This window comes from Bradyrhizobium sp. USDA 3364 (genome assembly GCF_054056355.1).
The window spans coordinates 3,870,084-3,894,033 of sequence record NZ_JBSRYG010000002.1 but is presented as its reverse complement, the minus strand read 5'-3'; the positions used below and the strand labels follow the sequence as shown (position 1 = coordinate 3,894,033).

Annotated in this window: 29 protein-coding genes, 1 tRNA gene and 1 pseudogene; 15 read left to right on the top strand and 16 right to left on the bottom strand. The window is 61.5% G+C overall.

From position 1 onward, the window contains the following. Positions 1-24: 24 nt before the first annotated feature. On the top strand, positions 25-168 hold the full coding sequence (locus tag ACVILL_RS18410) for a hypothetical protein (protein ID WP_456730350.1): 144 nt from the start codon (positions 25-27) through the stop codon (positions 166-168). Between the two features lie 250 nt (positions 169-418). On the opposite strand, the gene ACVILL_RS18405 is transcribed toward ACVILL_RS18410, so the two are convergent. From ACVILL_RS18405 to ACVILL_RS18365, 9 genes are all read right to left on the bottom strand, one after another. Next, positions 419-847 (bottom strand): hypothetical protein, encoded by a 429-nt coding sequence (locus ACVILL_RS18405; RefSeq protein ID WP_456730349.1) that lies wholly within the window; start codon positions 845-847, stop codon positions 419-421. 78 nt (positions 848-925) lie between these two features. Next, the gene (locus ACVILL_RS18400; protein WP_456730348.1) at positions 926-1,762 is read right to left on the bottom strand and encodes a hypothetical protein; all 837 of its coding nucleotides are present in this window, start codon (positions 1,760-1,762) and stop codon (positions 926-928) included. 408 nt (positions 1,763-2,170) lie between these two features. After that, entirely contained in the window at positions 2,171-2,347 is a 177-nt protein-coding gene (locus ACVILL_RS18395) for a hypothetical protein (protein ID WP_456730347.1), read from the bottom strand. Positions 2,348-2,491: 144 nt separating this feature from the next. Continuing rightward, positions 2,492-2,755: a hypothetical protein gene (locus tag ACVILL_RS18390; RefSeq protein WP_456730346.1), complete on the bottom strand. Its 264-nt coding sequence runs from the start codon at positions 2,753-2,755 to the stop codon at positions 2,492-2,494. Between the two features lie 581 nt (positions 2,756-3,336). Further along, positions 3,337-3,750, bottom strand: a complete 414-nt coding sequence (locus ACVILL_RS18385) for a hypothetical protein (protein WP_456730345.1) — start codon at positions 3,748-3,750, stop codon at positions 3,337-3,339. A 674-nt stretch (positions 3,751-4,424) separates the two neighbouring features. After that, positions 4,425-5,609, bottom strand: a complete 1,185-nt coding sequence (locus ACVILL_RS18380; protein ID WP_456730344.1) for a hypothetical protein — start codon at positions 5,607-5,609, stop codon at positions 4,425-4,427. A gap of 195 nt (positions 5,610-5,804) precedes the next feature. Continuing rightward, positions 5,805-6,770, bottom strand: a complete 966-nt coding sequence (locus tag ACVILL_RS18375; RefSeq protein WP_456730343.1) for a hypothetical protein — start codon at positions 6,768-6,770, stop codon at positions 5,805-5,807. A 15-nt stretch (positions 6,771-6,785) separates the two neighbouring features. Beyond that, positions 6,786-7,397 carry a DUF6932 family protein gene (locus ACVILL_RS18370; protein WP_456730342.1) on the bottom strand — a complete coding sequence of 204 codons (612 nt, stop codon included), beginning with the start codon at positions 7,395-7,397 and terminating at the stop codon, positions 6,786-6,788. 4 nt (positions 7,398-7,401) lie between these two features. Beyond that, positions 7,402-7,536: a ribbon-helix-helix protein, CopG family gene (locus ACVILL_RS18365; protein WP_456730341.1), complete on the bottom strand. Its 135-nt coding sequence runs from the start codon at positions 7,534-7,536 to the stop codon at positions 7,402-7,404. 178 nt (positions 7,537-7,714) lie between these two features. Between ACVILL_RS18365 and ACVILL_RS18360 the strand changes: the two genes are divergently transcribed. The 6 genes from ACVILL_RS18360 (at position 7,715) to ACVILL_RS18335 (ending at position 10,971) form a co-directional block, all read left to right on the top strand. Then, positions 7,715-8,119: a hypothetical protein gene (locus tag ACVILL_RS18360; protein ID WP_456730340.1), complete on the top strand. Its 405-nt coding sequence runs from the start codon at positions 7,715-7,717 to the stop codon at positions 8,117-8,119. Beyond that, positions 8,116-8,613, top strand: coding sequence for a hypothetical protein (locus ACVILL_RS18355; protein WP_456730339.1), 498 nt, complete (start codon positions 8,116-8,118; stop codon positions 8,611-8,613). Before ACVILL_RS18360 ends, ACVILL_RS18355 begins: the two co-directional genes overlap by 4 nt. A gap of 186 nt (positions 8,614-8,799) precedes the next feature. Further along, positions 8,800-9,420 carry a hypothetical protein gene (locus ACVILL_RS18350; protein WP_456730338.1) on the top strand — a complete coding sequence of 207 codons (621 nt, stop codon included), beginning with the start codon at positions 8,800-8,802 and terminating at the stop codon, positions 9,418-9,420. Continuing rightward, positions 9,417-9,626, top strand: a complete 210-nt coding sequence (locus ACVILL_RS18345; protein WP_456730337.1) for a hypothetical protein — start codon at positions 9,417-9,419, stop codon at positions 9,624-9,626. The genes ACVILL_RS18350 and ACVILL_RS18345 overlap by 4 nt, the downstream gene beginning before the upstream one ends. Then, on the top strand, positions 9,626-10,036 hold the full coding sequence (locus ACVILL_RS18340; RefSeq protein WP_456730336.1) for an excisionase: 411 nt from the start codon (positions 9,626-9,628) through the stop codon (positions 10,034-10,036). The genes ACVILL_RS18345 and ACVILL_RS18340 overlap by 1 nt, the downstream gene beginning before the upstream one ends. Positions 10,037-10,113: 77 nt before the next feature. Then, a complete protein-coding gene (locus ACVILL_RS18335) occupies positions 10,114-10,971 on the top strand; it encodes a tyrosine-type recombinase/integrase (RefSeq protein WP_456730335.1) in 858 nt (285 codons plus the stop codon). 42 nt (positions 10,972-11,013) lie between these two features. On the opposite strand, the gene ACVILL_RS18330 is transcribed toward ACVILL_RS18335, so the two are convergent. Next, positions 11,014-11,088, bottom strand: a tRNA-Val gene (locus ACVILL_RS18330). A gap of 79 nt (positions 11,089-11,167) precedes the next feature. Continuing rightward, positions 11,168-11,527 carry a cell cycle two-component system response regulator CpdR gene (gene cpdR, locus ACVILL_RS18325; RefSeq protein ID WP_016843340.1) on the bottom strand — a complete coding sequence of 120 codons (360 nt, stop codon included), beginning with the start codon at positions 11,525-11,527 and terminating at the stop codon, positions 11,168-11,170. 305 nt (positions 11,528-11,832) lie between these two features. Here cpdR and ACVILL_RS18320 point away from each other — a divergent pair, with 305 nt between their 5' ends. The 3 genes from ACVILL_RS18320 (at position 11,833) to ACVILL_RS18310 (ending at position 15,207) form a co-directional block, all read left to right on the top strand. Next, complete coding sequence (locus tag ACVILL_RS18320) at positions 11,833-12,720, top strand: N-formylglutamate amidohydrolase (protein WP_456730334.1); 888 nt, start codon at positions 11,833-11,835, stop codon at positions 12,718-12,720. 671 nt (positions 12,721-13,391) lie between these two features. Further along, positions 13,392-14,171: a histidinol-phosphatase gene (hisN, locus tag ACVILL_RS18315; RefSeq protein ID WP_456730333.1), complete on the top strand. Its 780-nt coding sequence runs from the start codon at positions 13,392-13,394 to the stop codon at positions 14,169-14,171. 70 nt (positions 14,172-14,241) lie between these two features. Continuing rightward, positions 14,242-15,207 carry a Bug family tripartite tricarboxylate transporter substrate binding protein gene (locus tag ACVILL_RS18310; protein ID WP_456730332.1) on the top strand — a complete coding sequence of 322 codons (966 nt, stop codon included), beginning with the start codon at positions 14,242-14,244 and terminating at the stop codon, positions 15,205-15,207. A 2-nt stretch (positions 15,208-15,209) separates the two neighbouring features. Here ACVILL_RS18310 and ACVILL_RS18305 read toward each other — a convergent pair whose 3' ends face one another. From ACVILL_RS18305 to ACVILL_RS18295, 3 genes and pseudogenes are all read right to left on the bottom strand, one after another. Beyond that, positions 15,210-15,569: a glutathione S-transferase C-terminal domain-containing protein gene (locus ACVILL_RS18305; RefSeq protein ID WP_456730331.1), complete on the bottom strand. Its 360-nt coding sequence runs from the start codon at positions 15,567-15,569 to the stop codon at positions 15,210-15,212. 113 nt (positions 15,570-15,682) lie between these two features. Further along, a pseudogene (locus ACVILL_RS18300) lies at positions 15,683-15,808 on the bottom strand (glutathione S-transferase); the annotation flags it as partial. Positions 15,809-15,876: 68 nt separating this feature from the next. Further along, positions 15,877-16,770 (bottom strand): LysR family transcriptional regulator, encoded by an 894-nt coding sequence (locus tag ACVILL_RS18295; protein WP_456730330.1) that lies wholly within the window; start codon positions 16,768-16,770, stop codon positions 15,877-15,879. Positions 16,771-16,862: 92 nt separating this feature from the next. On the opposite strand from ACVILL_RS18295, the gene ACVILL_RS18290 reads away from it, so the two are divergent. Next, entirely contained in the window at positions 16,863-17,615 is a 753-nt protein-coding gene (locus ACVILL_RS18290; protein ID WP_456730329.1) for a sulfite exporter TauE/SafE family protein, read from the top strand. Between the two features lie 4 nt (positions 17,616-17,619). Here ACVILL_RS18290 and ACVILL_RS18285 read toward each other — a convergent pair whose 3' ends face one another. Further along, the gene (locus ACVILL_RS18285; protein ID WP_456730328.1) at positions 17,620-18,489 is read right to left on the bottom strand and encodes an IclR family transcriptional regulator; all 870 of its coding nucleotides are present in this window, start codon (positions 18,487-18,489) and stop codon (positions 17,620-17,622) included. A gap of 172 nt (positions 18,490-18,661) precedes the next feature. Between ACVILL_RS18285 and ACVILL_RS18280 the strand changes: the two genes are divergently transcribed. From ACVILL_RS18280 to ACVILL_RS18265, 4 genes are read left to right on the top strand one after another with little or no spacing between them, the layout of a single operon-like run. Continuing rightward, positions 18,662-19,453 carry an enoyl-CoA hydratase/isomerase family protein gene (locus tag ACVILL_RS18280; protein ID WP_456730327.1) on the top strand — a complete coding sequence of 264 codons (792 nt, stop codon included), beginning with the start codon at positions 18,662-18,664 and terminating at the stop codon, positions 19,451-19,453. Positions 19,454-19,458: 5 nt separating this feature from the next. Further along, positions 19,459-20,649, top strand: coding sequence for an extracellular solute-binding protein (locus ACVILL_RS18275; RefSeq protein ID WP_456730326.1), 1,191 nt, complete (start codon positions 19,459-19,461; stop codon positions 20,647-20,649). Continuing rightward, on the top strand, positions 20,646-21,845 hold the full coding sequence (locus tag ACVILL_RS18270) for a CaiB/BaiF CoA transferase family protein (RefSeq protein WP_456730325.1): 1,200 nt from the start codon (positions 20,646-20,648) through the stop codon (positions 21,843-21,845). Before ACVILL_RS18275 ends, ACVILL_RS18270 begins: the two co-directional genes overlap by 4 nt. Positions 21,846-21,896: 51 nt before the next feature. Continuing rightward, a complete protein-coding gene (locus ACVILL_RS18265) occupies positions 21,897-23,174 on the top strand; it encodes an MFS transporter (RefSeq protein ID WP_456730324.1) in 1,278 nt (425 codons plus the stop codon). A 49-nt stretch (positions 23,175-23,223) separates the two neighbouring features. Here the strand turns inward: ACVILL_RS18265 and ACVILL_RS18260 are convergent, their stop codons facing one another. Further along, positions 23,224-23,859: a LysE family translocator gene (locus tag ACVILL_RS18260; RefSeq protein ID WP_456730323.1), complete on the bottom strand. Its 636-nt coding sequence runs from the start codon at positions 23,857-23,859 to the stop codon at positions 23,224-23,226. Between the last annotated feature and the right edge of the window lie 91 nt (positions 23,860-23,950).

Below are 23,950 nucleotides of genomic sequence, written 5' to 3'. Positions count from 1 at the left end.
GCCTGCGAAAAACGACGCAAAATCTTGACCGATCTGATCGCATCGCTTCGGAGCGCGGCCCCGCAGAGCGCGCGCGCGAAACTGCAAGAGTTTCGCAAAAGCTTTACTGGGCAGGCCGATGCACTTGAGATCGAAGCGGGCGCAAAACGGCGCCTCGCTGATGAATGATGCTGCACAAGAGCGGCGCGAGGTAGCCACTCCTCGCGACGGGAAGATTAGGCATTCTCAAGACAAATGCCCACCAACCCTCAAAGATATTGGGCTTACCGGCAACGTGGTGCACGAGGCCCGCATCATCCGCGATGCCGAAGAGGCCGATCTAAGGGTCAAGTCCTAGCGCCAGATGCTCCACCCGATCGCGATGAGCAGTAGTGCCAGCATGCAGCAGCAGGCCGAGCCCGCGGGTAGCGCGTGATTTTTATTGCGGCGGGTAGAAAAGGATCTTCTCGGCGATAATGGCTGTGCCGAGTTCAGTTACCGTTCCGCGCACCGTAGCCGGACATTCGGCTCGTCCTCCACAATGCTCCAGGATGTAGGCGAGACCATCCGCGTCAAGTCTTGTTACGACGATTTGACGGAAGAGCCTCGCCGATGACGACGAAGTAAGCTTGGATCGTCCGTAACTATACAAAAACACCATGCTTCCGGAGAGTTCGGTTTCAATGAAGCCGGTCATCTCGACCTTTTTCCGCGGCTCCAGCTTTGCGCGGCCTACCTCTAAATCGATAAGGGAAAGTTTCGCGTATGATGGATCATCGTTTAACTGGACTTGGGCTGCCGCGGGCATACTGAAGGTGAGGAAGAATGCGAGAGCGGCGAGAGGCAATATCAGAGGACGGTTTATCATTCTGAACTCCCGTTAAGGAACAGGAGTTAGTTTTCGGCAACCGCCGGTGGAGCGCAAGCGTGTTTTTGCGGGGAAGGTTTATCGGCGGCGCCAAGCCTGATCGTCGTAATAACCATCGGAAAGCTGAACCGTGGGGTAGCGCTCTTCAAACTTTTCAAGGATGGCTCGGATTCCTTGGGCCTGACCTCTCAGCGTAGGAATGACCGGCTTGCGCTCGAATGGTGCCTTCTCGCCGAACGCAAGATGGAACGTCTTTTCAAACTGCGACGGATCGATATTGCCGTCAGGTGAAACGACGATACCAGTCCCATTCAAGTGTAAGCGGCTACGAAGACCGGGGCCTGTACCAAGCCGTAACCCATTCAGGTCAACAGGTTTACGCTTTCCTTTGGGATCAACGACTCTGTGAAGTTCAACGAAATCGCTAACCACCGTGATCAAACGGTGCTTGTCGCTGTTACTTAAGCTGTGTAGTTCATAGAGGTTATCGTCGCCTCCTGGGTACGGCCGGATGGACCCGATCAATTCTGGTGCGTTTTTGACCCGATCGATCATGGCCGTCTCTATCCGTTTTTTTAGCTTCGCTGGCTTACTTACAAACGGAAAACCGACATCCTCCTTGCGATCGTCCGGGGTGAGCTTTCCCGAAACCAAAGCCCAAACAATATGGTCGAGAACCGCTCTTAGATTCGTGGCGATGTCTCCGATCATCAAACCGAATTCGGTGGGTAGGACTTGACCTCGATACAGGAATCTCATCACCAGATGGCCCATGAAATCTTGATGAGCGTGAAGCTTTAAGAGCGGGCTTAGGTACGCTGTAGACGCGGCCTCGAGATGATCGATATGTCGCGTGGCCCATTGAAGCTTTGCATGTGCGCTGGCGAAGAGCGACATCCTGCGGCGGGTGACCATTGTCAAGCTATTCTACCGCCGGCCACATCGCAGAGCGTCAATCGCTTGGGAAGGGGGCCCTTAGCGGCGACAAGATAAAGGGCAGCAATTGCCCAGACCAAGCGGTTCATTTCAAATGCCCCACAAGAAAGGAGGCAGCGTACTGCAGCTTTAGCGAGTGGGAAAGTGGGCCTATCTCCCGCGGTCGCGCCTGCTGAACATGCTTCGAAACCCACGCGGCAACCGCGGAAATTCTTCATCCGGCTTTGGCTTGTTGCACTTCGGGCAGGGCGCGCCAGCACCGCCGCACCGGCAGGCATGATTGCCGGTCCAAGGTTGATCGGGGTGGTTCTCGCAGACCCAACCTGTGTCGTCGCAAAGGATGCATGCTGGCTCGGTCATCGCATCAGCTCGAACAACTCGATGACGTCAGCCAGCCGCAGCTTGGCCCCCTTTTGGCATGTGCTGAAGGAGCATATGCCTGGTCTCCGCGGCGATCTCGTCGCGCTTGAGCGGGCTCGGCTCGGCATGGAACAGGTGCATCTTGTCAGCGAAGCGCCGGGCGACCTCAGGCGGGATTTCGAGCGGCTTTCTCAGCATGCCCAAAGATAGGCATCCCAGCCGGTTTTTGCGACTCTAGGAACCCGCGCGCCGCGAATTGGGTTATTGCTGGCCCGGCGCAGGACGGCGCCGGGTCGACTCCAAAGTGAACTTCGCCCCGGTCTGTACCCCTCGGCCCGGGGTCCTTTTTTAGGTGAACAGGTCTTTGCCGGCCTGTTTCATCCGCACGAACGTCCCGCTCTCGTGATACTCGAGCCAGCCTTGCTTGATCGCATACTGTAGGCCGGCCCAATATTCGGCCGGCGTCGCCTTGTCCTCGTCGATCATCGGCCGGTTGATCTTCTCGATGTAGATCCGGCCGTCCTGGATCGGCTCGAACGCCCTCGCATGCTCGATGATCCTGCGGGCTGCTTTCTCGGGATCGGAGTAAAGACGGTCACCTACGTGTTTCATTCGCCCGGTCCGTTCTTCTTGTGAGGCACAGTCACGATTCTCCATTCGCAATAGTCGTAGATCCCGGCCCAGTGATGAACCAGCTTTCCACATCTCCGGCAATCGAACGATCCGGAGCTATTCAGGGGAATCGATCCGCGTTCCTGGAGTGCCGAATAGACTGTGCCGCAGTTGGAGCAGGCAAAATGAATGGTGATCGGTGGGGTCATCAACGGTTCCAACAACCTGCGCTTCAGGCACGTTCCTCGGACCATCCAGAGCGCTTTGCCGCAACGGATGAGGGGTGACTTTACTGATCCGGAGGGCGTACAGGCCCTGCAAGGAGACGGTAGGTTGGGACTAGTTCGGAATTCCACGTTTCAATTGTTGCGCCGCAGACGGAGCATTCAAAACTGCCACTCTCGCGAGCCGGAGCCACGGACGCGCTACGGTCGTAGACCGCGCCGCACTGGCAATTTCGATGATCCGATTCCATCGTATCTGAGCAGTTCCGTCCTGCGGTTTCTAGACAAACAATTGTCCGATGGTCGGCGTTCCAAAGAGGCGCTTGGGGAATCCTTGCGGCGATGTTGCAAGCGCGCTCACCGCTCCCCCGGCCACCAGGTCGACGGCGGGTTCATGGTCGAGATCATGTTCGTCCGCAATGCCACAAGGTGGCTGCGCTTGAATGGGTGACCGTGCCGGCGCGAGCAATTCTTGCAGCGCATATACCGCTCCAGTTCGTGGACCGGTGTCCACTTCGGCCGCCGCACGATGTCCAGCGCGACCGTCTGATGCGTCTCGCAGCCGAGGCACTTCACCTCGAGGTAGCGGTAGCCGGCATTGAGCGCGTCGCCGAGGGCCGGGGACGGCTGGGCTGGTCCCTGAAAGGCGAGCATCCGGGCGTTCCAGGCCTGGCAGGCAGCCGCGTCCGCCGTCAGCCTGGCTTCCTTGGCCCGCTCGGCCAGATGCCGGACGGTGGCGCCGAACATGTACTCCCGAGATTTCGAGCCCATCGCACATGATCGCGCGAAACCTCCTGAGCGAGAAGCCGCTAGGATTTGTTCGTGCTGGCGCTGATCCGTCCCAGCATTTGGTCAACTAGACTTTTGCTAAGATTGTTACCGGGCCGCCGATCAGTATTTCGGTCGCTTTGCTTGGTTCCTGCGTCCAATACTTAATCGCTGTCTCAACCCAAATATCGAGAAAAGCGTCCCCAGATTTTGTATTCGAGATCCCGTCGAGGTCGCCCCGAAAAGTTGGGATGTCATCCGAGACCTCAACGACGAAGATATGAGCGCCTGGCCTGTATTGATCGCGAAAGGCTGTCGCCGCTGACTGAGTGATGGAAGCATAAACGCACTTCATACGACTCGGTAGTTCAGGATTAGTAAGTCGCCTTGCCGTCTCCAAGACTGCTTCCCAGGTCAAGGAATAAGCGTCCCGGTGAGTTTGAGGAGCAAAGTTGCCGTCCTTTACGTAACGTCGATAGTGCTCCCCCTGTTTGCCAGCCTGAAGGACAGTACCAATGTGATGGTCGACGGGTGAGACGTGAAAGAACCTAGCCATATAGGATTTCGAGCTTTTTCTTGTGGTTAGTGGTGGTGGAGTTATTCGGCGTGAAATTGACTGTCCAACGGAGGGAGTCAATCCCTCCGCCGGCCGCCAGCATCATTCGGCAATATGGTGGTTACGCTTGCTCCCACAAACTCTCTGAAACTGTCTCACCTCTTAGCATGGTGCCGTCTAGATAAGCCGGCGCATCGAGTGAGACTGGGGACCGTATGTCGCCGAACGCCTTGTACGAGAACTGCCGATAGCTGGCCGTCAGGAAGCGCGGATAGGCCGCCTTGGCGTCGGCGAGGTCAAACTCACCTTCCAACGCGGCCAGCATCATGGCGCTCACAATCTCCTTGCGCCGTTCGAAGTCAAGCTGGCGCGGCACGACCTCGTTGATCACAGTGTAGACCTCGTGCGAAGGCCCGGCGATGACACCGGTCAGCGTGGGACCGCGATCCGGGCGGATCACCGTGGAGCGCACCTTGCGAACCTGCATTGATGCGGTCTTGAGCCCCTTGGTCCACGCCAACGACCAGACATAGGGCAACTCGCGACCGGTCTCCTCCGCAATCCGCCGTGCGGTCCACGTAGGATTTGCCTTGATGATCTCAACCACTTTGGAGGCCGGCGCGTAGCCTGCTGACTTTGATCGCCACACGCCGCAGCGTGTTCGATGCTTCGCATCAGCATTCAGCGCGGACTGTTGCCGCAAGCGATCATTGAGTTCCGGATCTTTGTTCAGAGCGACCGTCAGCGTCTCGAATTTGATAATCCTCGGCCGGTTGCCCTTTCGCTGCGTCATGTCGGCAATCGTCATGCCCTTGTTCATGATGCAGTCGGTTACCGTCTCGATTTGCTCGACGGTGTAGTTGTGATGATGGCGCTCGTAAGCCGCGTTGCGACAGATGCGGCAGTAGCGGTGCACAACGCCAGGCCTTGGGGTGTTGACGATAAGATTATCGCCGGCGAGCGGATGACCGTACTTGCAATGCGTCTGTTTCGCTTTCAAAGCGCGAGCCGCATTGGTCTTGTTCATCCGAGCATTATGGTTGCAAAGGGCCACGATGCGATTCCACCATGTCGGATTGGAGGTCTCGCACTCCTGGAACGTGATCGTCTTTGGCGCTGTCAGGTCCAGCGACCGGATCGACCCGCCATTGAAGAAGTGCTTTTCGATCCCGGCGATGTCGCTGTCAGTTAGATCGAAACAAATCCTGCAGCGACGATATGAGTAATTGCCTTTCGTCGAGAACCTGAGTTGTGTGTTCTGCAGGGTGAGCTCGTGACCGTACCTGCAATGAGTATTGACTGGCATTGGCTCGCTCCATCGCGCGCGGAATGCGCGCACGCGGAGCCGAATCCTGAATCGCGTCGGCTGCGTGTTCTGATCGAGTCCGACTGCGCGCGAAAATGAAGCGTGATCGCCTTAGATCTTAACGGCCTGTGACCATGACGGTCACTTCTGCGGTGGCCCAACTGGAGTTTTTACGGAATCAGTGCGCCGACGACGTTAGAGCGCAGTGTGCAGAATTGTGTTTCGAGGTGCATCGTCGGCGAAAGAGAGTAGCCGAAAAACCTTTTTCGCGGGTGCGTTGGGGAACTCAATTGTTCTCACCCTAACAAGGACGACGCGCGTCATGCCCAATATGCCGTCAGGAATATCCTGACTAGCAGTCAAGAGTGGCTTCAGAAATTCTTGAGCCACGGACCCGCGCATTGAGGATCCATCTTCAAGGTGCAGCTCGAACTTCTTACTGTCCGGCAAAAGATAAAGCCGGCCCTCAAACGGCCGTGCGTCCTCAGTCATCTGAAGAGTGTCTGTTCGGCCGCGAGCGCGGGATATGGCCTCTCTTGGAAGAGAGAATTCTCTTTCATCCTCCACGATTCTCATCGTGGCACCTTCATTGTCCAAGGTCTGAAAGAAAGTTCGCAGCGAAGTCAGTACGCGAGGATCGACCGACTCAACAAAAGCGTTGAAAGCCTCTTCGTCGGGAGCAGAGGTTTGGTAAATCAGATCAAGAACGTCATCGACGATGAGCCTCAATGGAGATTCGACCAAGTGCTGATCGTCTCTTTCCACTTCCTCCAGCACAAATCCGAATGAACCGCGCGCAACGTCTGTGATCATCATGGCGGTTTGATCAGCTTGCTTCGTCGGCCCCCGAGATCCAATTGGTCCCTGATACTCAGCAAAACGCTTAGTCACGACGTCCTGGAACTGACCAACGGCTTTCGTACCAAATTCAGCCTTTATGCCGCGCGAGCCAAATACTGGCAGTCCCCCAAAGAACAGCGCTACAGCCGCTCCCGTGGCCGGAGTTCCGTGAAGTTTTGCGAGTTGCGTTTCGATCTCTTCTTTGCGTTTCGAGAATTGCATCCATCCTACAGGATCAGTCACGCGTGATCGGCGCGCGAGCAAGCCCTCAACGGCGGCTAAATCGGCTCGCGCAGCATCAATTTCAAGTTTTCTGATCATCAGACGTTCTCTTCTCTACAACATGGCTTCAGCGAGCGTGTCATCAGATTCCAGATCCACCCTCAGCATACCCTTCCAAGCCGCGACGTCTCTTTGATGAGAAAAAAGTCCAAACCAATATGTAGTGTCCGCGACAAGCACCGCAGGATCAATCGAAAGGTCAACAAAATAAGCATCGCATTTGAATTGGGCCTTGGCGAGCCGCGGAACAAAAACATGCTGGTTTGCATCGAGCATTTTTTGCCACTCATCGATCTCTTGAACCGGTCTATGAGCAAACGTGACTAGATCAATGTCCCCGGGAGGACGATTTCTGATCGTCTCTACGTCTTCGACAAAACTGCCATCGAGCCACTGGAACCCACTGACGATACCGAGGTCTTTGAGGGCCTTCCGATAATTCAGGAGCCCGGTTAAAATTTTGGTGCGCTCCAGACTGGTCCCGTATCGTGTCACCACGTCAGAGATTTTGACCTCATAGGGCGATACGAATGCCCCGTCGGCCGGAGTTTCACCGGTGAACGGTGGCAGAATTCCCGAAATCGTGTTGGCCGGTATCTTTGCCAGCATTTTGATTGCCCCCGATCGAAAGCTGGCACCTGGAATAATAACGCGGCGCTGCTTCAAGTCGCTAGTTCCCCTTGACCTTCAGCCCGAGCTCTACCAGCCGGCGGATCGCCTCGGACCGGCCGGGCGTGTCGTGCTGCGCGGCGGCCCAGTTGTCGACCTTTTCGATGAACTCATCCGACAGCCGCAGCGTCCGCACGGGATCATTGCCTGTGGCTGGCCGACCAGCACCGGGACGCTTTCCGCCTCTCGATGATTTTAGTATTGCTTTTTTCATGTGTATGTATTACATCATTCAAACTTGCCGAAAGCAAGCGGCTCGCCGAGGTGCTTCAGACACCGCGACGAGCCTGACCCACAACCTTGGAGCTTGATCCATGTCGCAGGCTGAAATCACGAATATCACATCGAGACGGAGGTTTCTCGCAATGGGGGGCGGCGTCGCGGCCGCGGCCCTGATCCCCACCGTAGTGTCGGCCACCCCGGCTGCCGAAGACGCTGCCCTGGTAGACGCCGCGGCCGGCGTGGTGGCGCTGGATGGGGCCATCGAGGCCTTTCTCGACGCCAACAATGACGATGATGAGCACCCGGAATTTCAGGCCATGGATAGCCAGCGGTCTGCCCATTTGGACACGCTGGCCACGGTGCCCGCTATTGGTATTGCTGGGCTTCGGGCGAAGGCCCGCACCCTAAAGGTCGACAGCGTCACGGCCGACCTCTATCGGCATCAGGAAATCAGCCTTTCGCTTGTGGAGGATCTGACTGGAGGGCTGCTGTCATGAGCACCGCAACCCGCCGGGGGTTTCTGGCAGGTGCCGCAGCAGCAGCCGTGACTGGCGCGGCGCCCTCGCTGGCTGCCGAGCCTCCCGTTGATCCAGCGCTGGATGCCATCGCCAGACATCGACAAGCCTTCGCAGACCACATGGCCTCGGTCATTGCTGCCGACGACACCGAACCCCACACGGATGCACGCTCCGCCGCGGAGGACCGCCAAACGGAGGCCTGCAATCGGGAGATCGATCTGGCTTGGGAATTGGCAGCCTCGATGCCCACGACCATTGCCGGGATCGCCGCCGTGTTGGAGTACGTCAACCAGTTCGAAGTCGACGGCGAAGAGTGGCCTAACAATGACTATTGCACCGGTCCAAAGAGCTGGCACTTCAAGCTGAGGCAAACCATTGCCCGGGCTGCGGCCAAGCTGAGTGGGGCCGCAGGCTTCGAGCAGGCGGCCAGCGAAGACATCCAGCTGGTGCCGCACCTCGGCAAGGTCAACTGATCGCCGGGGCCAAGCCCTGCAATGAGATGCCCGGGCCAGTCCCGGGCATTTTCATTCTCGAAGGGGCCATCCCAGCTTAGACCCAAATTCAAAAAAGTGGGTGTTAAACTAACACCTGGCATTGACGACGGAGAGAGAGCGCGCGATAAAGGTGTCAACTTAACACCCTATGCTTTGGCTTCTCCCATGATGTCACTTACCCGCGAACAACACTGCGCCTTGGCGAAGGTCGACGTTCAGGCATTCAAGACGCTGCAGCGCTATAACCGCGTACCGGTGCTTCCAGAACATCTTCGCGCGCCCAAGGGATTTAGCCCCTTTGAAACCCTTGCCCTGATGACTGCAGTGAGCTTCCGCGAGCACTTTTTCCTATCTCACGCTCAGGCGGCGCACCTCGGATCACAGTTGGAAGCAATCTTTCCGTATTGGCCAGAGATCGTTGACGCCGGCAACTCAAGGCCGATGAAAGAGATCTTGTTTGGCAAATTGTATTTTGCTTTTGGCACGACCCCGCCAATGATCACGGTGTGCGGGCCTCTTTCCGAACTTGGCACCAACTACCCGGCGCCCATGGGCATTATCGGCCTTAGCATTTCGCGTGTTGTCGCCGTCATGCGCGTTCGCGCCGATGAGCTTGGCATTGACCTTAGTGAGTTCTGGCACCCGTCAGCCGAGCTACCAACGCCACAGCTGGATCCATCAAACGGTTGGGATAAGGCCATTGCGAACATCAACGCCGAACTCGGAGTTCGCAAGGAGCCGGCAATGCGCACCAAAAAATCTGCGACCACAAGGAGAAAACCATGAGCGAACTTGAAATGATTCCGCTCGCCCGCGTCCCCCGCGAGCTGAGCAAGCTTGTGCGCGACAAGGCGTCAGTGCCGACATATCGACGGATCTACAACGCCGTCATCGACGGCGCCATTCCGGCGGTGCAACTGCAGAACGGTCGATATCAGGTTAGCGATCTTCGTCCGATCCTTCGACATTTCGGGCTGGCTCAGAAAAGCTGATGACAAAGCGCGACGCAAATATCGATCTGTCGGCGATCGGCCCAACCACGCCGCTTCGTCTAGAGATTGCTGCGCGCATCGCCTACCCGGACGGATCAATGACCAAAAGCGGCCTTCGTCGCGAAATTGCGCGCGGCCATCTCGATTGTGAGCGTGTCGCCGGCAAGCAATATGTCACCTTGGCCGGCATCGAACAAATGAGGGTGTTATGCCGCGGAAATCGAAAGGTCCCCGCCTCTACCTCCGCGAACGCAGAGGACGCGAAGCAGTTTGGGTCATCCTCGATGGAAGAGACGAGATCAGCACTGGTTGCAGCCCAAACGATCGCGGAAGCGCTGAAAAGGCCCTCGCCAACTACATCACCGCCAAGCACAAACCAGACTGGCAAAATAGTCACCCTGCAGAGGTAGCTGTCGCTGACGTGCTCGCATACTACGGATCAAATAAAGCGCCCTCTCTCGGTCATCCTGAATTGGTTGGCTATCACATGGTCCCACTGCTCAAGCATTTCGGCACGATGACATGCTGGGAGATCGACGCGGAGAGCTGCAAGGCCTATGTCAATCGCCGGATGGCCGGAGAGATCGGCCGCCGCGTCAAAGAAAGCACCACCCGCCGAGAACTCGTGACGCTGAGCGCGGCCCTTACGTTCGCATATGATCAGCGAAAACTCTCACACCCCATTTCGGTTTCTCTTCCGAAGGAGTCGGAGCCGCGAGCCGGGTGGTTGAAGCGCGGCCAAGCCGCTCGTTTGCTCGCTGGTGCGCTCGGCATCACCGCTATAGCCTTCGACGTCAAGTCACGCGCGCCGGTGAAATGGGGGCGACTGTTTCAGCCCTCATATCACGTCGCCCGCTTTATTCTGATTGGCCTCTACACAGGCACGCGGCACGAAGCGAACCTCAGCATGCGTTGGGGGGTTAATTCGAAAAGCGGCTGGTTCGATCTAGATCGCGGCGTCATGTATCGTCGTGGCCAGGGCGAGAGCGATACGAACAAGCGCCGAGTGCCGGCACCGATCCCCGATCGTCTTCTTCCACATTTGAAGCGATGGCGCAGAATGACTGTCACGGGGCCAGTCGAATATGCAGGGCGCCTGATTGCAAAAGAACGCACCGGCTGGGACCGCGCGTGTGAACTCGCAGGCCTTGGCGATGAGGTCACCCCGCACATCCTAAAGCACACCTGCATCACTTGGTTGTTGCAGAACCGTGTGCCGATTTGGGAGGTCGCCGGCTTCGTCGGCACCTCTGAAAAAGTTATCCGCGACACCTACGGCCATCACTCGCCCGATCACCTGAACGCAGCGCGAACAGGGTTTTCTGGGCGAAGCTTGGGCCGATGAAAACGAGGCATCGAATGACCACCGCTAACTCATTGAAAGCGATGGTGGGTGCGACAGGGATCGAACCTGTGACCCCTACCATGTCAAGGTAGTGCTCTCCCGCTGAGCTACGCACCCAAAGCCATGTTTGGATCGGGTCCCTATAACGGACACCGGCGGGGCAGGCAAGGATACAAAGTGAAGGTTTTTTGGCGAATCAGGCCGCCAGCAACTTGTTCACTTCGCTGACCAATTCCCTGAGGTGCACGGGCTTGGCCAGCACCTTGGCGTTTTTCGGCGCCTCCGAATCGGAATTGAGGGCCACCGCGGCGAAGCCGGTGATGAACATGATCTTGATATCGGGGTCGAGTTCCGAGGCGCGGCGCGCCAGCTCGATGCCGTCCATCTCGGGCATCACGATGTCCGTGAGCAGCATTTCGAACGGCTCCTCGCGCAGCCGCTGATAGGCCGACATGCCGTTGTCGTGCGGCGAGACCTTGAAACCCGCGTTTTCAAGCGCCTTGACCAGGAAGCGGCGCATATCGGTATCGTCTTCGGCGAGGAGAATTTTCGGCATGGCAGGAATCGTCGAATCCGGCTTGAGGATCAGTCCGAGCAGTAAGCCCGACAGTCGGTAAATTTCGGGTGAAATTTATGTCAAGCCAGCGGCAGCCGGCAGGGCCTATTTGTGGACCGAACCCCGTATCGAATCAACCGGCAGCGGCATTTCCCGCCCTTTGAGATGCGTTCCAGCCGCAACCACACTCTTTTCACTTGGCAGAATGATCGTGATTACCGACAATGCCCGCCCATAAATCTCCGCTTTTCCGGCAGAATCAGTTCTTGCGGGGCAAGGCGGACGCAAGGGACGGCGCCAAGGGAATGACCGAATTTGCTGGCGAGTTGTCGCCCCCGTTCGAGATCGTTGAGCCGCAGGCCTGGCGCGCCCCGATCATCTTCAATTCCCCGCATTCGGGCTCGGTCTATCCTGCCGAATTCCTCGAGGCGTCGCGCATCGATGTGGTGTCGCTGCGCCGCTCCGAAGATTCCTTCATGGACGAGTTGATCGCCGGCCTGAGCGATCGCGGCTTTCCGATCGTGCGGGTCAACTTCCCGCGCTCCTATGTCGACGTGAATCGCGAGCCCTACGAGCTCGACCCGCGGATGTTCACCGGGCGGCTGCCGAGCTTCGCCAACACGCGCTCGATGCGGGTGGCCGGCGGCCTCGGCACCATCCCGCGCGTGGTCGGCGACGGCCAGGAGATCTACCGCGAGCGGCTCGACGTCGACGAGGCGCTGCGGCGCATCGAGGTGCTCTACAAGCCCTATCACCGCGCGCTGCGCCGGCTGATCAACAAGGCGCACCAGGCGTTCGGCGCCGTGATCGTGGTCGACTGCCACTCGATGCCGTCGGTCGGCGTGTCGCGCGACGAGCCGCGCCGGCCCGACGTCGTGATCGGCGACCGCTACGGCACGAGCTGCGCGGCCCTGCTGCCCGACCTGGTCGAGGAGATCATGAGCTCGCTCGGCTATTCGATCGGCCGCAACAAGCCTTATGCCGGCGGCTTCATCACCGAGCATTACGGCAACCCGGCGAGCGGCCTGCACACCGTGCAGATCGAGCTCAACCGCGCGGTCTATATGGATGAGCGCCGCCGCGAGCGCGGGCCGCGCTTCGCCCAGGTCGCCGCCGACTTCGCGACGCTGGCGGATGCGCTGGCGAAAATTCCGTTCGGAGATCTCGGCCCGTTCCAAGCGGCAGCGGAGTAGACATTTCCTTCGTCGCGCAGGGCGGTGCCGATGAAGTCATGAACCCAGAATTCAAATCGCTGACGCGATAAGCGCCGAACTGGATTCTCAGTTCACTGGCGGAAATGACGGCCCAAGAAAAAAGGGCCGCTTGAATGAACAAGCGGCCCAAGTCTAGGGAGGAAACGCCCAAGGAGGGCAGCGATAGCGCGAGGCGCTACCGCACCGCAACAATATGCGACCGCGCTGCACAAAACGCAAGAACTTTCGAAACATTTCCTGCGTATTTGTTAGTAGGCCGTCGAAATTGTCACAGGACCGGTAGCTAGAATTTCGTTGATGGAAATCAAGTGGTTACACCAGAAAAAACCAACGACCGGCGGTTTGCGCATAGCTTGTATACCAGAACTCGCAACTTCGTGATCCGCTCCGGGCCCGCCGAGGCTTTCGAATCCGAAGCCAAACGAAAGTCCGGAACCGCGTCATCAGGCCGGGATAACACTCCGTTAATCGTGCGCGCCGCATCGGTTTGAGCTAGAGCGTTTTCAAGCGAGGTGGATACCGGTTCGCACAAAGAAAACGCGTCAAACAGAGATCTAGAGCCCCGTTCCGATTTCATCGGAACGGAAAAGGCTCTAGGCAAGAGCGCATACGGTTTCTACCGCGTCGTTTGCGCATTTCAGGGACATGCCGTGACGGTCATCGACTTTACCGCCTTCATCGGCCGCCTCGCGACCGCATCCGGCGAAACCATCCTGCCCTTCTTCCGCACCTCGCTCTCGGTCGACAACAAGAGCTCGAACGATTTCGATCCGGTCACCGAGGCCGACCGCGCCGCGGAAGCGGTGATGCGGCGGCTGATCAAGTCGAACTTCCCCCAGCACGGCATCGTCGGCGAGGAGTTCGGCAATGAGCGCGAGGACGCCGACTATGTCTGGGTGCTCGATCCGATCGACGGCACGAAATCCTTCATCGCCGGCTTCCCGATCTGGGGCACGCTGATCGCGCTGCTGCATAAGGGTACGCCGGTATTCGGTATGATGCACCAGCCCTATATCGGCGAACGCTTTTCCGGCGACAACGGCTCGGCGCATTACTCCGGCCCGTCGGGTGGGCGGCGGCTCTCGGTGCGGCGCTGCGGCTCGCTGAAGGAGGCGACCGTCTTCACCACGAGCCCCCTGCTGATGAATCCGGATGACCGCACCCGCTTCGGCCGCATCGAAAGTGCGGCGCGCCTGTCGCGCTATGGCGGCGACTGCTACTCCTATTGCATGCTCGCGGCCGGCCATCTCGACCTCGTGGTCGAGACCGAGCTGAAACCCTACGACGTTGCCGGCCTGATCCCGATCATCACCGGCGCCGGCGGCGTCGTCACCACCTGGGACGGCAGGCCGGCGCAAGGCGGCGGCCGCATCATCGCGGCCGGCGACCCGCGCGTCCACGAAGCCGCGATGAAGCTGCTGAACGCCTGATTCTTGAGTTGCCGGGCGATCGATCTGCGCCCATCCTGACCGCAACCAGAAACGTCAGGGACGGGCGCACATGACGATTTGCGGCAGGCTGCTGGCAGCCCTTCTCCTTTTCGCGCCCGTTACGGCCTCGGCCCAGGAGTTCCCGACCAAGCCGATCCGGCTGATCGTGCCGTTCCCGCCCGGCGGGCCGAACGACATCATCGCGCGGGTGATCGGGCAGAAGATGTCTGAACTCACGAAGCAGCCGATCGTCGTCGACAATCGCGCCGGCCAGGGCGGCGTGCTCGGCACCGACGCGGTCGCGAAAGCCGCGCCGGACGGCTACACCGTTGCGATCGCCAGCGCCGGCGCGCTCGCGATCAGCCCCAGCATGGAAAAGGTCGCCTACGACACGCTGAAGGATCTCGCGCCGGTGACGCTGGTCGCGACCGTGCCGGAGATGCTGGTGGTCTCAACCGACGTGCCGGCAAAGAACATGAGCGAACTGGTCGCGCTCGCCAAGGCGCAGCCGGGCAAGCTCAACTTCGCGTCCTCCGGCCCCGGCAGCCTGCCGCATCTGGCCTGCGAATTGTTCAAGCTGACGGCGAAGATCGACATCGTGCACGTGCCCTATCGCGGCGCGGCGCCTGCGGTGAACGATCTCTTGGGCCGGCAGGTGCAGATGACCTTCCTCGACCTGCCGGTGATCCTGCCGCAGATCAAGGCGGGCGCGCTGCGGCCGATCGCGCTCGGCGGCCGCGAGCGCGCCCCGACCGCGCCCGACGTGCCGACCACGGCGGAAGCCGGCATGCCCGACCTGATCATCGAGAACTGGTACGGCATGGTCGCGCCCTCCGGAACGCCGCCCGCGATCGTCGCCAGACTGAACAAGCTCGCCTCCGACGCGATGGCCGATCCGGCGGTCAAGGCAAAACTCGCCGAGCAAGGCCTGACGCTGGTCGGCGACACCCCGGAGCATTTCCGCACCTTCATCGCCGCCGACATCAGGAAATGGGCGAAGGTGATCCAGGACGCCGGCGTGGTGACGACGAAGTAGCGCTAATAATCGAGCCGGCCGCGCAGCTCCCCGAAGGGGATCATGACGTGGCGGCGAAACGGCGGACGCTGCTGCAGCCTCTGATACCAGCGTTCGACCGCCGGCAGCACGGGGCGTGCGATCTCGAGCTCGAAATAGCGATAGAGCGAGGTTCCGGCGGCGATGTCCGCGAGCGACAGCGTCTCACCGAGCAGGAACGGCCTGCCGTCGAGGAGTTGTTCGAGCCTGGCAAAGTGCTGCTCGCAACGGGCGAGCGCGCTGCGAATGGCCGGCAAATCGCGCTGGCCCTCGGGTGTGCGGAAGAATCCCCAGAACACGCCGCCGAGAAAATCCGGCTGCAGCGCGGTTTGCGACCAGTCCATCCAGCCATCGACCTGCGCGCGGACAACGGGATCGTCGGACCAGAACCGCCTGTCCCGTGGCGCGCGGCGAGGTAGCGCAGGATGGCGTGGGATTCCCAGACGGTCGCCGCATCATCCCTGATGAGCGGCACGCGGCCGTGCGGGTTCATCGCCAGGAACGCCGGCGCATCGAGCCCGCCGAACGCACCGCCGGCATCGATGTGCTCGTGCGCCAGATCGAGCTCGCCGATCAGCCACATCACCTTCTGCACGTTGAACGAACTGCGCCGTCCCCAGACCCTGAGCATTTGCACTCTCCTCGCTTCCATCAACGCTGCGCTTCGGCGCGCAGGTATTCCACGAGCTGCTTGGCCGCGCGCGGCAGCGCCTTGAAGCTGCGGGCGCAGATCGTCAGCCGGCGGTTGGCCCAGGAATCGCGGATCCGGATTGTCGTGATCGACATCGACGCCGCGCAGCGCCGCGCCGCGGTTTCTGGGATCACCGCAATCCCGACATCGGCGGCGACCATCTGGCAGATGGCGTCGAAGCCGCGCAGCCGGGCGCGGAAGCGCAGCCGCGCACCGAGCTTTGCCGCGTGCCGGGAAATATGGACCTGCAGTGCCGACGTCGCCGTGAGGCCGACGAAATCGCGGCCGACCACTTCCTGGAAGTCGATCTGGCGGCGGCCGCCGAGATCGCTGCGCCGCGACGCCACCAGCATCAGGCGGTCCTCGCTGAACAGGAAACGCTCGACGCTGTCAGGCAGCGCGTGTTCCGCGGCGAAGCCGAGATCGGCAGCGCCGCTGGCGATCGCGGTCGCGATATCGGTGCTCTCGCGCTCCTCGACATCGACGCTGATGTCGGGGTGCTCGTGCAGGAACGCGGCCAGCGCCCGCGGCAGATGTTCCGACAGGCCCGACGTATTGGCGAGCAGCAGCACGTTGGCGCGAACACCGCTGGCATAGGCGGCAAGATCGCTCTGCAGCGCCTCGACATTGTGGATCACGATGCGGGCATGGCCGAGCAGGCTCTCGCCCGCCGCCGTCAGCTCGACGCCGCGGCGGCCGCGTTTGAGCAGTGCTACGCCGAGCGCCTCCTCGAGGCCCTTGATCCGCTCGCTGGCAGAGGCTAGCGCAAGGTTCGCGCGCGCCGCGCCCTGGGTGATGCTGCGCGCATCCGCCACCGCGATGAACAATTGCAAGTCGATCAGATCGAACCGCATGACGTTTCCCCGCCCCGCCCTTCGGGCTGCCCGAAGGCTAACTCCGTAACCTCCAGATTGTGCCGATCGCGTCGATCGGTCAATGTGCCGCCATGGTCGACCATCTCCTGATCTTCATCGCTTTCGCCTTCCTGCTCGCCGGTTTCGTCAAGGGCACGCTCGGCCTCGGTCTGCCGACGGTCGCGATCGGGCTATTGGCAACCACGATGGCGCCTGGCCAGGCGATTGCGATCGTGATCGTGCCGGCGATCGTCACCAATATCTGGCAGACCTTCGTCGGCCCCTATCTGCGCGACATCCTCAAGCGGCTGTGGCCGCTGATGCTCGGCACCGTCGCCGGCATCTGGATCAACGCCGGCCTTCTGACCGGGCCTTACGCGGCCTACGGCACCGTCGTGCTCGGCGCGCTGCTGGTGATCTATGCGATCGTCGGCCTCAGCCGGTTCAGCTTCAAGGTCGCGCGGCGCGACGAGAAATGGGTCGGGGGCATCGTCGGCGTCATCACCGGGCTGATCTCGGCGGCGACCGGCGTTCAGGTCATCCCCTCGATGCCGTTCATGCAGGCGATCGGCATGGAGAGGGACGAGCTGGTGCAGGCGCTCGGCGTGTTCTTCACCACGGCGACCCTGGCGCTCGCCTTCAACCTCACGGCCTCGGGCCTGCTGACGGCGGCCACCGCGCTGCCCGGCGCGGTGGCGATGGTGGCGTCGTTCACCGGCATGTTCATCGGCCAGGCGGTCCGTACACGGATGCAGCCCGACGTGTTCCGCCGCTGGTTCCTGATCTCGATGATCCTGCTCGGCATCTATCTGGCCGGCAGCGCGCTGCTCAAGATCCACGGATAAGAGACTAGCGCGCCTTGCGCCGCGAACCTGGTTGGTCCGGGTTTCCGGCACCGATGTCAGACATCTGCAACGAAAGACGTTCGCCGCGATAGCCGAGCTGCCGCGAGATATTCTCCGCGGCGCCGGCGGCGACCTCGATCGCAGTCTCCAGCGAGGCGGTCATGTCCTTCATGGGAAGAAACGGCACCGTCAGCGCTGCAATCGTCTCACCGTGGAAATCGCGGATCGGGAGCGAGATGTTGGTCACACCGGCGACCACGAGCGACGGCCGGATGTCGCACGCCTGACGCACGATCGATTCGATGTATGAATTGACCGTTGCCATGTCCTCGTCGGGGCCGAGCATGCCCGCGACAGTCTCGAGCACGTTGCTACGGCGGTCCGGCGGCAGCCCTGCGAGCAGCACCAGCCCCGAGCTGGTCTGGTGCGCCGGAAACCGCGCGCCGGGGGAGACGGAGTAACGCATCGCCAGCGGTGAATTGACCTGGCAGACGATCGCCACCTCGGCGCCGGTCAGGACCGCCACATGGCAGCTCTGATTGATCGCGTTGACCAGCTCGCGCATCGGCCCGATCGCCGCGTCGCTCAAGCCGCGGATCTGCTGGGTCGAATGCGCCAGCGTGAACAGCTTCAGCGATGCGACATAGAGGTCGCTCGCCGGATCGCGCTGCAGATAGCCGCGGCGCTCCAGGAGTTGGATGATTCGATAGACCTCCTGGATCGAGCGGCCCACCCCTGCCGCGATCTGGCTCTGCTTCTGCGGCTCCGGCGTGACGGCCATGTACTCCAGGATGTCCAGAGCCTTTTCCGCAGCAGGAGCCCGATAGGTACCGGCGTCCTTGGCCGGCTCCTGCTCGTCCGCTGTCTTCGTCAAACGATGTCTCCCACGCCGTCGCGCGCGCTCCGGTGCTTTGCATGCCCGATGGCCATTCGACTGTCCATTCGTCACAGGGCCGGCAACAAGCCCGGGCCCCGGTTGACATCGAGTTTTTACATATGCAATGTTATTTTACTAATAAAAAATCTCGGCAACCTTGGAGGCCACGATGGGCGGAAGTGAAGACCTGATTCTGCGCGAGCAGATCCTGCCGGGCGTCGTGCGGCTCTGCTTCAATCGTCCGGACAAGCTGAACGCGCTCTCGCTACCGATGTTGCGGCTGTTCGAAAGTCATCTCGACGACATCGCCGCAGATGCCGGGGTTCGCGTCGTCATCCTCGAGGGCGCCGGAGGCCGCGCTTTCGTGGCCGGCGCCGATATCGAGGAGTATCGCGGCGGCCGCCGCGCTGAATTTGCCGCCTACCAGTTCGAGAGCCGGCGCATCTTCGACAAGCTGGAAGCGCTGCCGAAGCCAACCATCGCCAGCGTGCGCGGCTATGCGCTCGGCGGCGGTTTCGAGCTCGCGCTGTGCTGCGACGTGCTGTTGTGCAGCCGGGGCGCGCAGTTTGGCCTGCCGGAAGGCCGGCTTGGATTAAGCCCCGGCGGCGGCGGCACGCAACGGCTGACGCGCGCGGTCGGACGCCAGACTGCATCCGAGGTCATGCTCGCCGGCTGGCGGTTGAGCGGTGAGCGCGCCTACCAGCTCGGCCTGGCGGCCGTGTGCTGCGAGGAGGCCGAGCTCGACGGGCAGGTCAGGACGCGCGCCCAGGCGATGCTGAAGGTTGCGCCGCTGGCACAGGCCGAAATGAAGCGGCTGATGCGACAGGGCCTCGACGCGCCGCTGCCCGTCGCCCAGGGTTTCGAACAGGAAGTGCTGCTTCGCCTCTACGCCACCGACGACGGGCAGGAAGGCATCGACGCCTTCCTATCCAAGCGCGAACCGCGGTTCTCGGGAAAGTAGCCGCGATGTCCGGCGAAGCACTGTCCCCGGCGGCCACCCGCCCGGTGGACCCGCGACCGCATCTCGGCCTCACCTGGGATCACCCGCGCGGTTATCAGGCCCTGGATGCGGCCGCCAAGCTCCTCGATGTCAGGGCAACGACTCTGCTTTGGGAACGGCAGCCGCTCGAAGGATTCGAGTCGCATCCGATCGGCGAGCTCGCTTCGCGCTACGACCTGCTGGTGCTCGATCATCCGCATATCGGCGAGGCGGTCGCGCTGGATTGCCTGCTGCCGCTCGAAGCCGTCTTCTCCGGCGAACAGATCGCGACATGGTCGAAGCACAGCATCGGGCACGCGATGGCGAGCTACGCCTGGCAGGGACAGCACTGGGCGATGCCGCTCGATGTCGCCACGCAGGTCATGGCGCTGCGCCGCGACCTCGTCGACGGCGCCGCACCGCAGAGCTGGCCGGAGGTCGTCGACCTCTCCAGAAAGCAGCCGGTCGCGCTGTCGGTCGCCGGACCTCACATCTTCTTGTGCCTGATGTCGATCGCGGTTGCGAGCGGTGAAGAACCCGGCGCCGGCGATCTGTTCCTGTCCGATGACACGTTCGTCGCCGCGCTTGCGCTGCTGGAGGAATTATACCGCCGCAGCCCGGACTGGACGCGGCGCCTCAATCCGATCGGGCTCCTGGAGGCGATGTCGACGCGCGACGATCTCGCCCTCGTCCCTCTCGTCTACGGTTATGTGAACTACACCCGCCCGTTGCCCGATCGTCGCCCGATCGCATTCGCGGACGCGCCGGCCGGAGCATCAGGACGCCACGGCAGCGTTCTCGGCGGTACCGGCATCGCGATCACGCGGCGGGCCCGTCCCGATCGCGCGCTGCTCGACCATTTGGCGTGGCTGATGTCGGCCGACGTGCAGCGCGGATTCATTCCGCTGCATGGCGGACAGCCTTCGCATCGAGAGGCCTGGTCCGATGTGGCGGTCAATCGCGCCAGCGGACGGTTCTACGCATCGACCTTCGCGACGACCGAGCAGGCGTTCGTGCGGCCGCGCTTCGACGGCTACATCGCGTTCCAGAACCGGGCCGCAGACATCCTGCGCACCGCGCTGTCCGAGCGCACGGCGCATGCACGCGTGATCGAAGATCTGCGACGGATCTGGCGCGCGGCACAACATCAACAAGCGAATAACGGGAGGACGATTTGACTGAAAAGGCGCTTGATCACATCACCATCATCGATCTCAGCCATCTGCTGCAGGGGCCGTTCGCGACGCAGCTGCTCGCCGACATGGGCGCCAACGTCATCAAGGTCGAACGCCCCGGTCAGGGCGATCTGTTTCGAACCCTGACATTCAACAACCGCTGGGTCGGCGGCAAGGAGAGCCCGAACTTCCTGGCCTGGAATCGCAACAAGCGATCGCTGGCGCTCGATCTCAAGTCGGCCGACGCGAAGACGATTCTCTACAAGATCGCCGAGACCGCCGACGTCGTGGTCCAGAACTTCCGTCCCGGCGTGCTGGCCAAGCTCGGCTTCGGCTACGAGGATTTCAAGCGCGTCAACCCGCGCATCATCTACTGCTCCGGTTCGGGCTATGGCGAGAGCGGTCCCTATGTCGACCGCCCGGGCCAGGACATGCTGCTGCAAGGCCTCACCGGCATTGCGGCGGCGACCGGGCGCGGCGACGGCCCGCCGGTCCCCGTCGGGTCGGGCTTTTCCGACCAGGTCGGCGCCATGAACATGGTCTACGGCATCCTCACCGCCCTGTTGTGGCGCGAGCGGTCCGGCAAGGGCCAGGAAGTGAAGGTCAATCTCATGTCGGCGATGCTGGCCCATCAGGGCCAGGAATTGCTGACGGCCATGAACTTCAACACCGACTTCACGCGTCCGAAGTCCGGCATCGGACACCCGGGAATGGACGCCCCCTTCGGCGTCTACCCGACCTCGGACGGCTGGGTCACCATCGCGATGAGCCCGTTCCGCAAGCTGGTCGACGTGCTCGGCGACGAGACGCTGCTGGTCTATGACGACCCCAAGCTGCTGTTCGAGAAGCGCGACGAGATCTGGGAGAAGCTCGCGGCACGGACCAGGCTGTGGACCACCGCGGATCTGATGCGCGCCATGCTCGCGGTCGACATCTGGTGCGGCGAGGTGCAGAGCCATCTGCAGGCCACCGCCGACCCCCAGGTCGAGCATCTCGGCGCGATCGCTCACTACGATCATCCGACCGCGGGCCGCGTGAAGGTCGTCGGGCCGGCAGTTGCGATGAGCGAAACGCCGGCAACGATCGAGCGCCACGCTCCGCTCGTCGGCGAGCACTCACGCGAGGTGCTGGCGCAATACGGTTTCTCGACAGACGAAATCGACGCGATGCTTGGGCGTGGAGCGGTCGCCCAGGCCTGACATCGATCCAAACAAACCAGTCACAAAACAAAATAGCTCTGGGGAGGGCACATGGTTCATAAGGTGCGTTGGCAGCTCGTCGCGCTGCTGTTCATTGCAGGCGTCATCAACTATCTCGACAGGGCCGCGCTCTCGGTCGCGGCCCCGTTGATCACGCAGGAATTGGGGCTCGATCCGGCGCAGCTCGGCGTCGTCTTCAGCAGCTTCTTCTTCGGCTACGCCCTGTTCTGCTTCATCGGCGGATATGCCGCCGACCGCTACGGGCCTCGCCTGGTGATCATCGTCGCGATGTCGCTGTGGTCGGTATTCTGCGGCCTGACCGCGGCGGCGACCAGCGTCGCGGCGCTGGTGGTTCTGCGCGTGATCTTCGGCATGGGTGAAGGTCCCTTCAACACCACGATGGCGAAATTCATCGGCAACTGGTTCCCCAAGTCGGAACAGGCCAGCGCCATCGGGATCGCAAATTCCGGCACGCCCCTGGGCGGCGCCATCGCCGGGCCGATCGTCGGCTTCATTGCGCTGTCCTATGGATGGCGGATCTCGTTCATCGCGATCGCCGCGATCGGACTGCTGTGGGTGCTGTTCTGGGCTCTGAGCTCCACCGACAGCCCCGCACAGCATGGCCGGGTCAGCGACGCCGAACGCACCGAGATCCGTCAGGGTCAGGCTGCCGAGGCAGCGCAGGTGCAGCTTCCGCTCACGCACTACCTGCGGCAGCCCGCGATCCTCGCCACTGCGCTCGCGTTCTTCGGCTACGCCTACATCCTCTACTTCTTCCTGTCCTGGTTCCCGAGCTATCTGACGATGGCCCTGCATCTCAGCATCCAGAAGATGGCGATCGTCAGCGTCATTCCATGGGCGCTCGGCTTTGTCGGCCTTGCCTCGGGCGGCTTCGTCTGCGACGCGCTCGGCCGCCAGCTCGGCGACCAGGTCGCGGCGCGGAAGCTCGTGATGGTGGTCTGCCTGCTCATCGCGGCGGTGGCCGTGGCACTCGCCGGCATGGCAACCAGCCTCGAGGCCGTGATCGCGCTGATCGCCATCGCGGTGTTCTTCATGTATCTCAGCGGCTCGACCTATTGGGCGATCATCCTGGGGCTCGTCGAGTCCGGCCGGGTCGGCGGGGTCGCCGGCTTCGTCCACCTGATCGCCAACACGGCGGGGATCGTGGCGCCCATCGTCACCGGCGTGCTGGTCGAGAGGACCGGAAGTTTCGCGAGTGCCTTCGTTCTGGCCGGCGGCCTCGCGATCGTCGGTGCGCTGCTCGTCGCCGTGCTGGTGCGCGGGCCTTCAGCTCAGCCTGCGGCACTTGCCCAGGCGAGCCGGCGCTGAGCGACCGTTCGTCCTCGGCGCAATGGACGCCGGGACGAACGCAATCCGGCTAGCGCGTCTCCAGCATGGCGACGCGGACGCCGAGATAGATGAAGAGCGCGCCGAGCGAGCGGTTGATCCAGGCGATCACGCCGGCCGATTGCCGGATGCGACCGGCGGCCCTCGCCGCAAAGGCCGCGAGACCAAAACACCACAGCGTGCCGCCGGTGATGAAGATCAGCCCGAGCACCAGGAACGCGAGCGCCTTGTTCGGCGAATCCGCCGCCACGAATTGCGGCAGGAAGGCCAGGAAGAACAGCGCCACCTTGGGATTGAGGATGTTGGTCAGCGCCCCCTGCCAGAACACAAGCGAGATCGAGGTCTCGCCGCCCCGCCCCGAGATGTCAGCGATCGGCTTGGCGCGCGACAGCAGCATCTGCAGGCCGGTCAGCACCAGATAGGCCGCGCCGATCAGCTTGACCGCCAGGAACGCGGTCGACGACGCCATCAGCAGCGCCGACAGCCCGATAGCCGCCCCCAGCACATGGACCAGGCAGCCGCAGCTGATACCGATCGCCGCAGCCGCTCCGCCGCGCCAGCCGAGCTGAATCGTGCGCCCGATGATATAAGCGGTATCCGGCCCCGGCGTGATGTTGAGCAGCAGGCCGGACAGGATGAAGAGCCAAAGTTCGTGAATTCCCAGCATGTCAGTGAGATTAACCTTTATAGGTAACCGCCCGGAAAGGACGGATCAGGTAGACCGGCGCCATCCCAGCGACACACGAATTCAGTAGAGA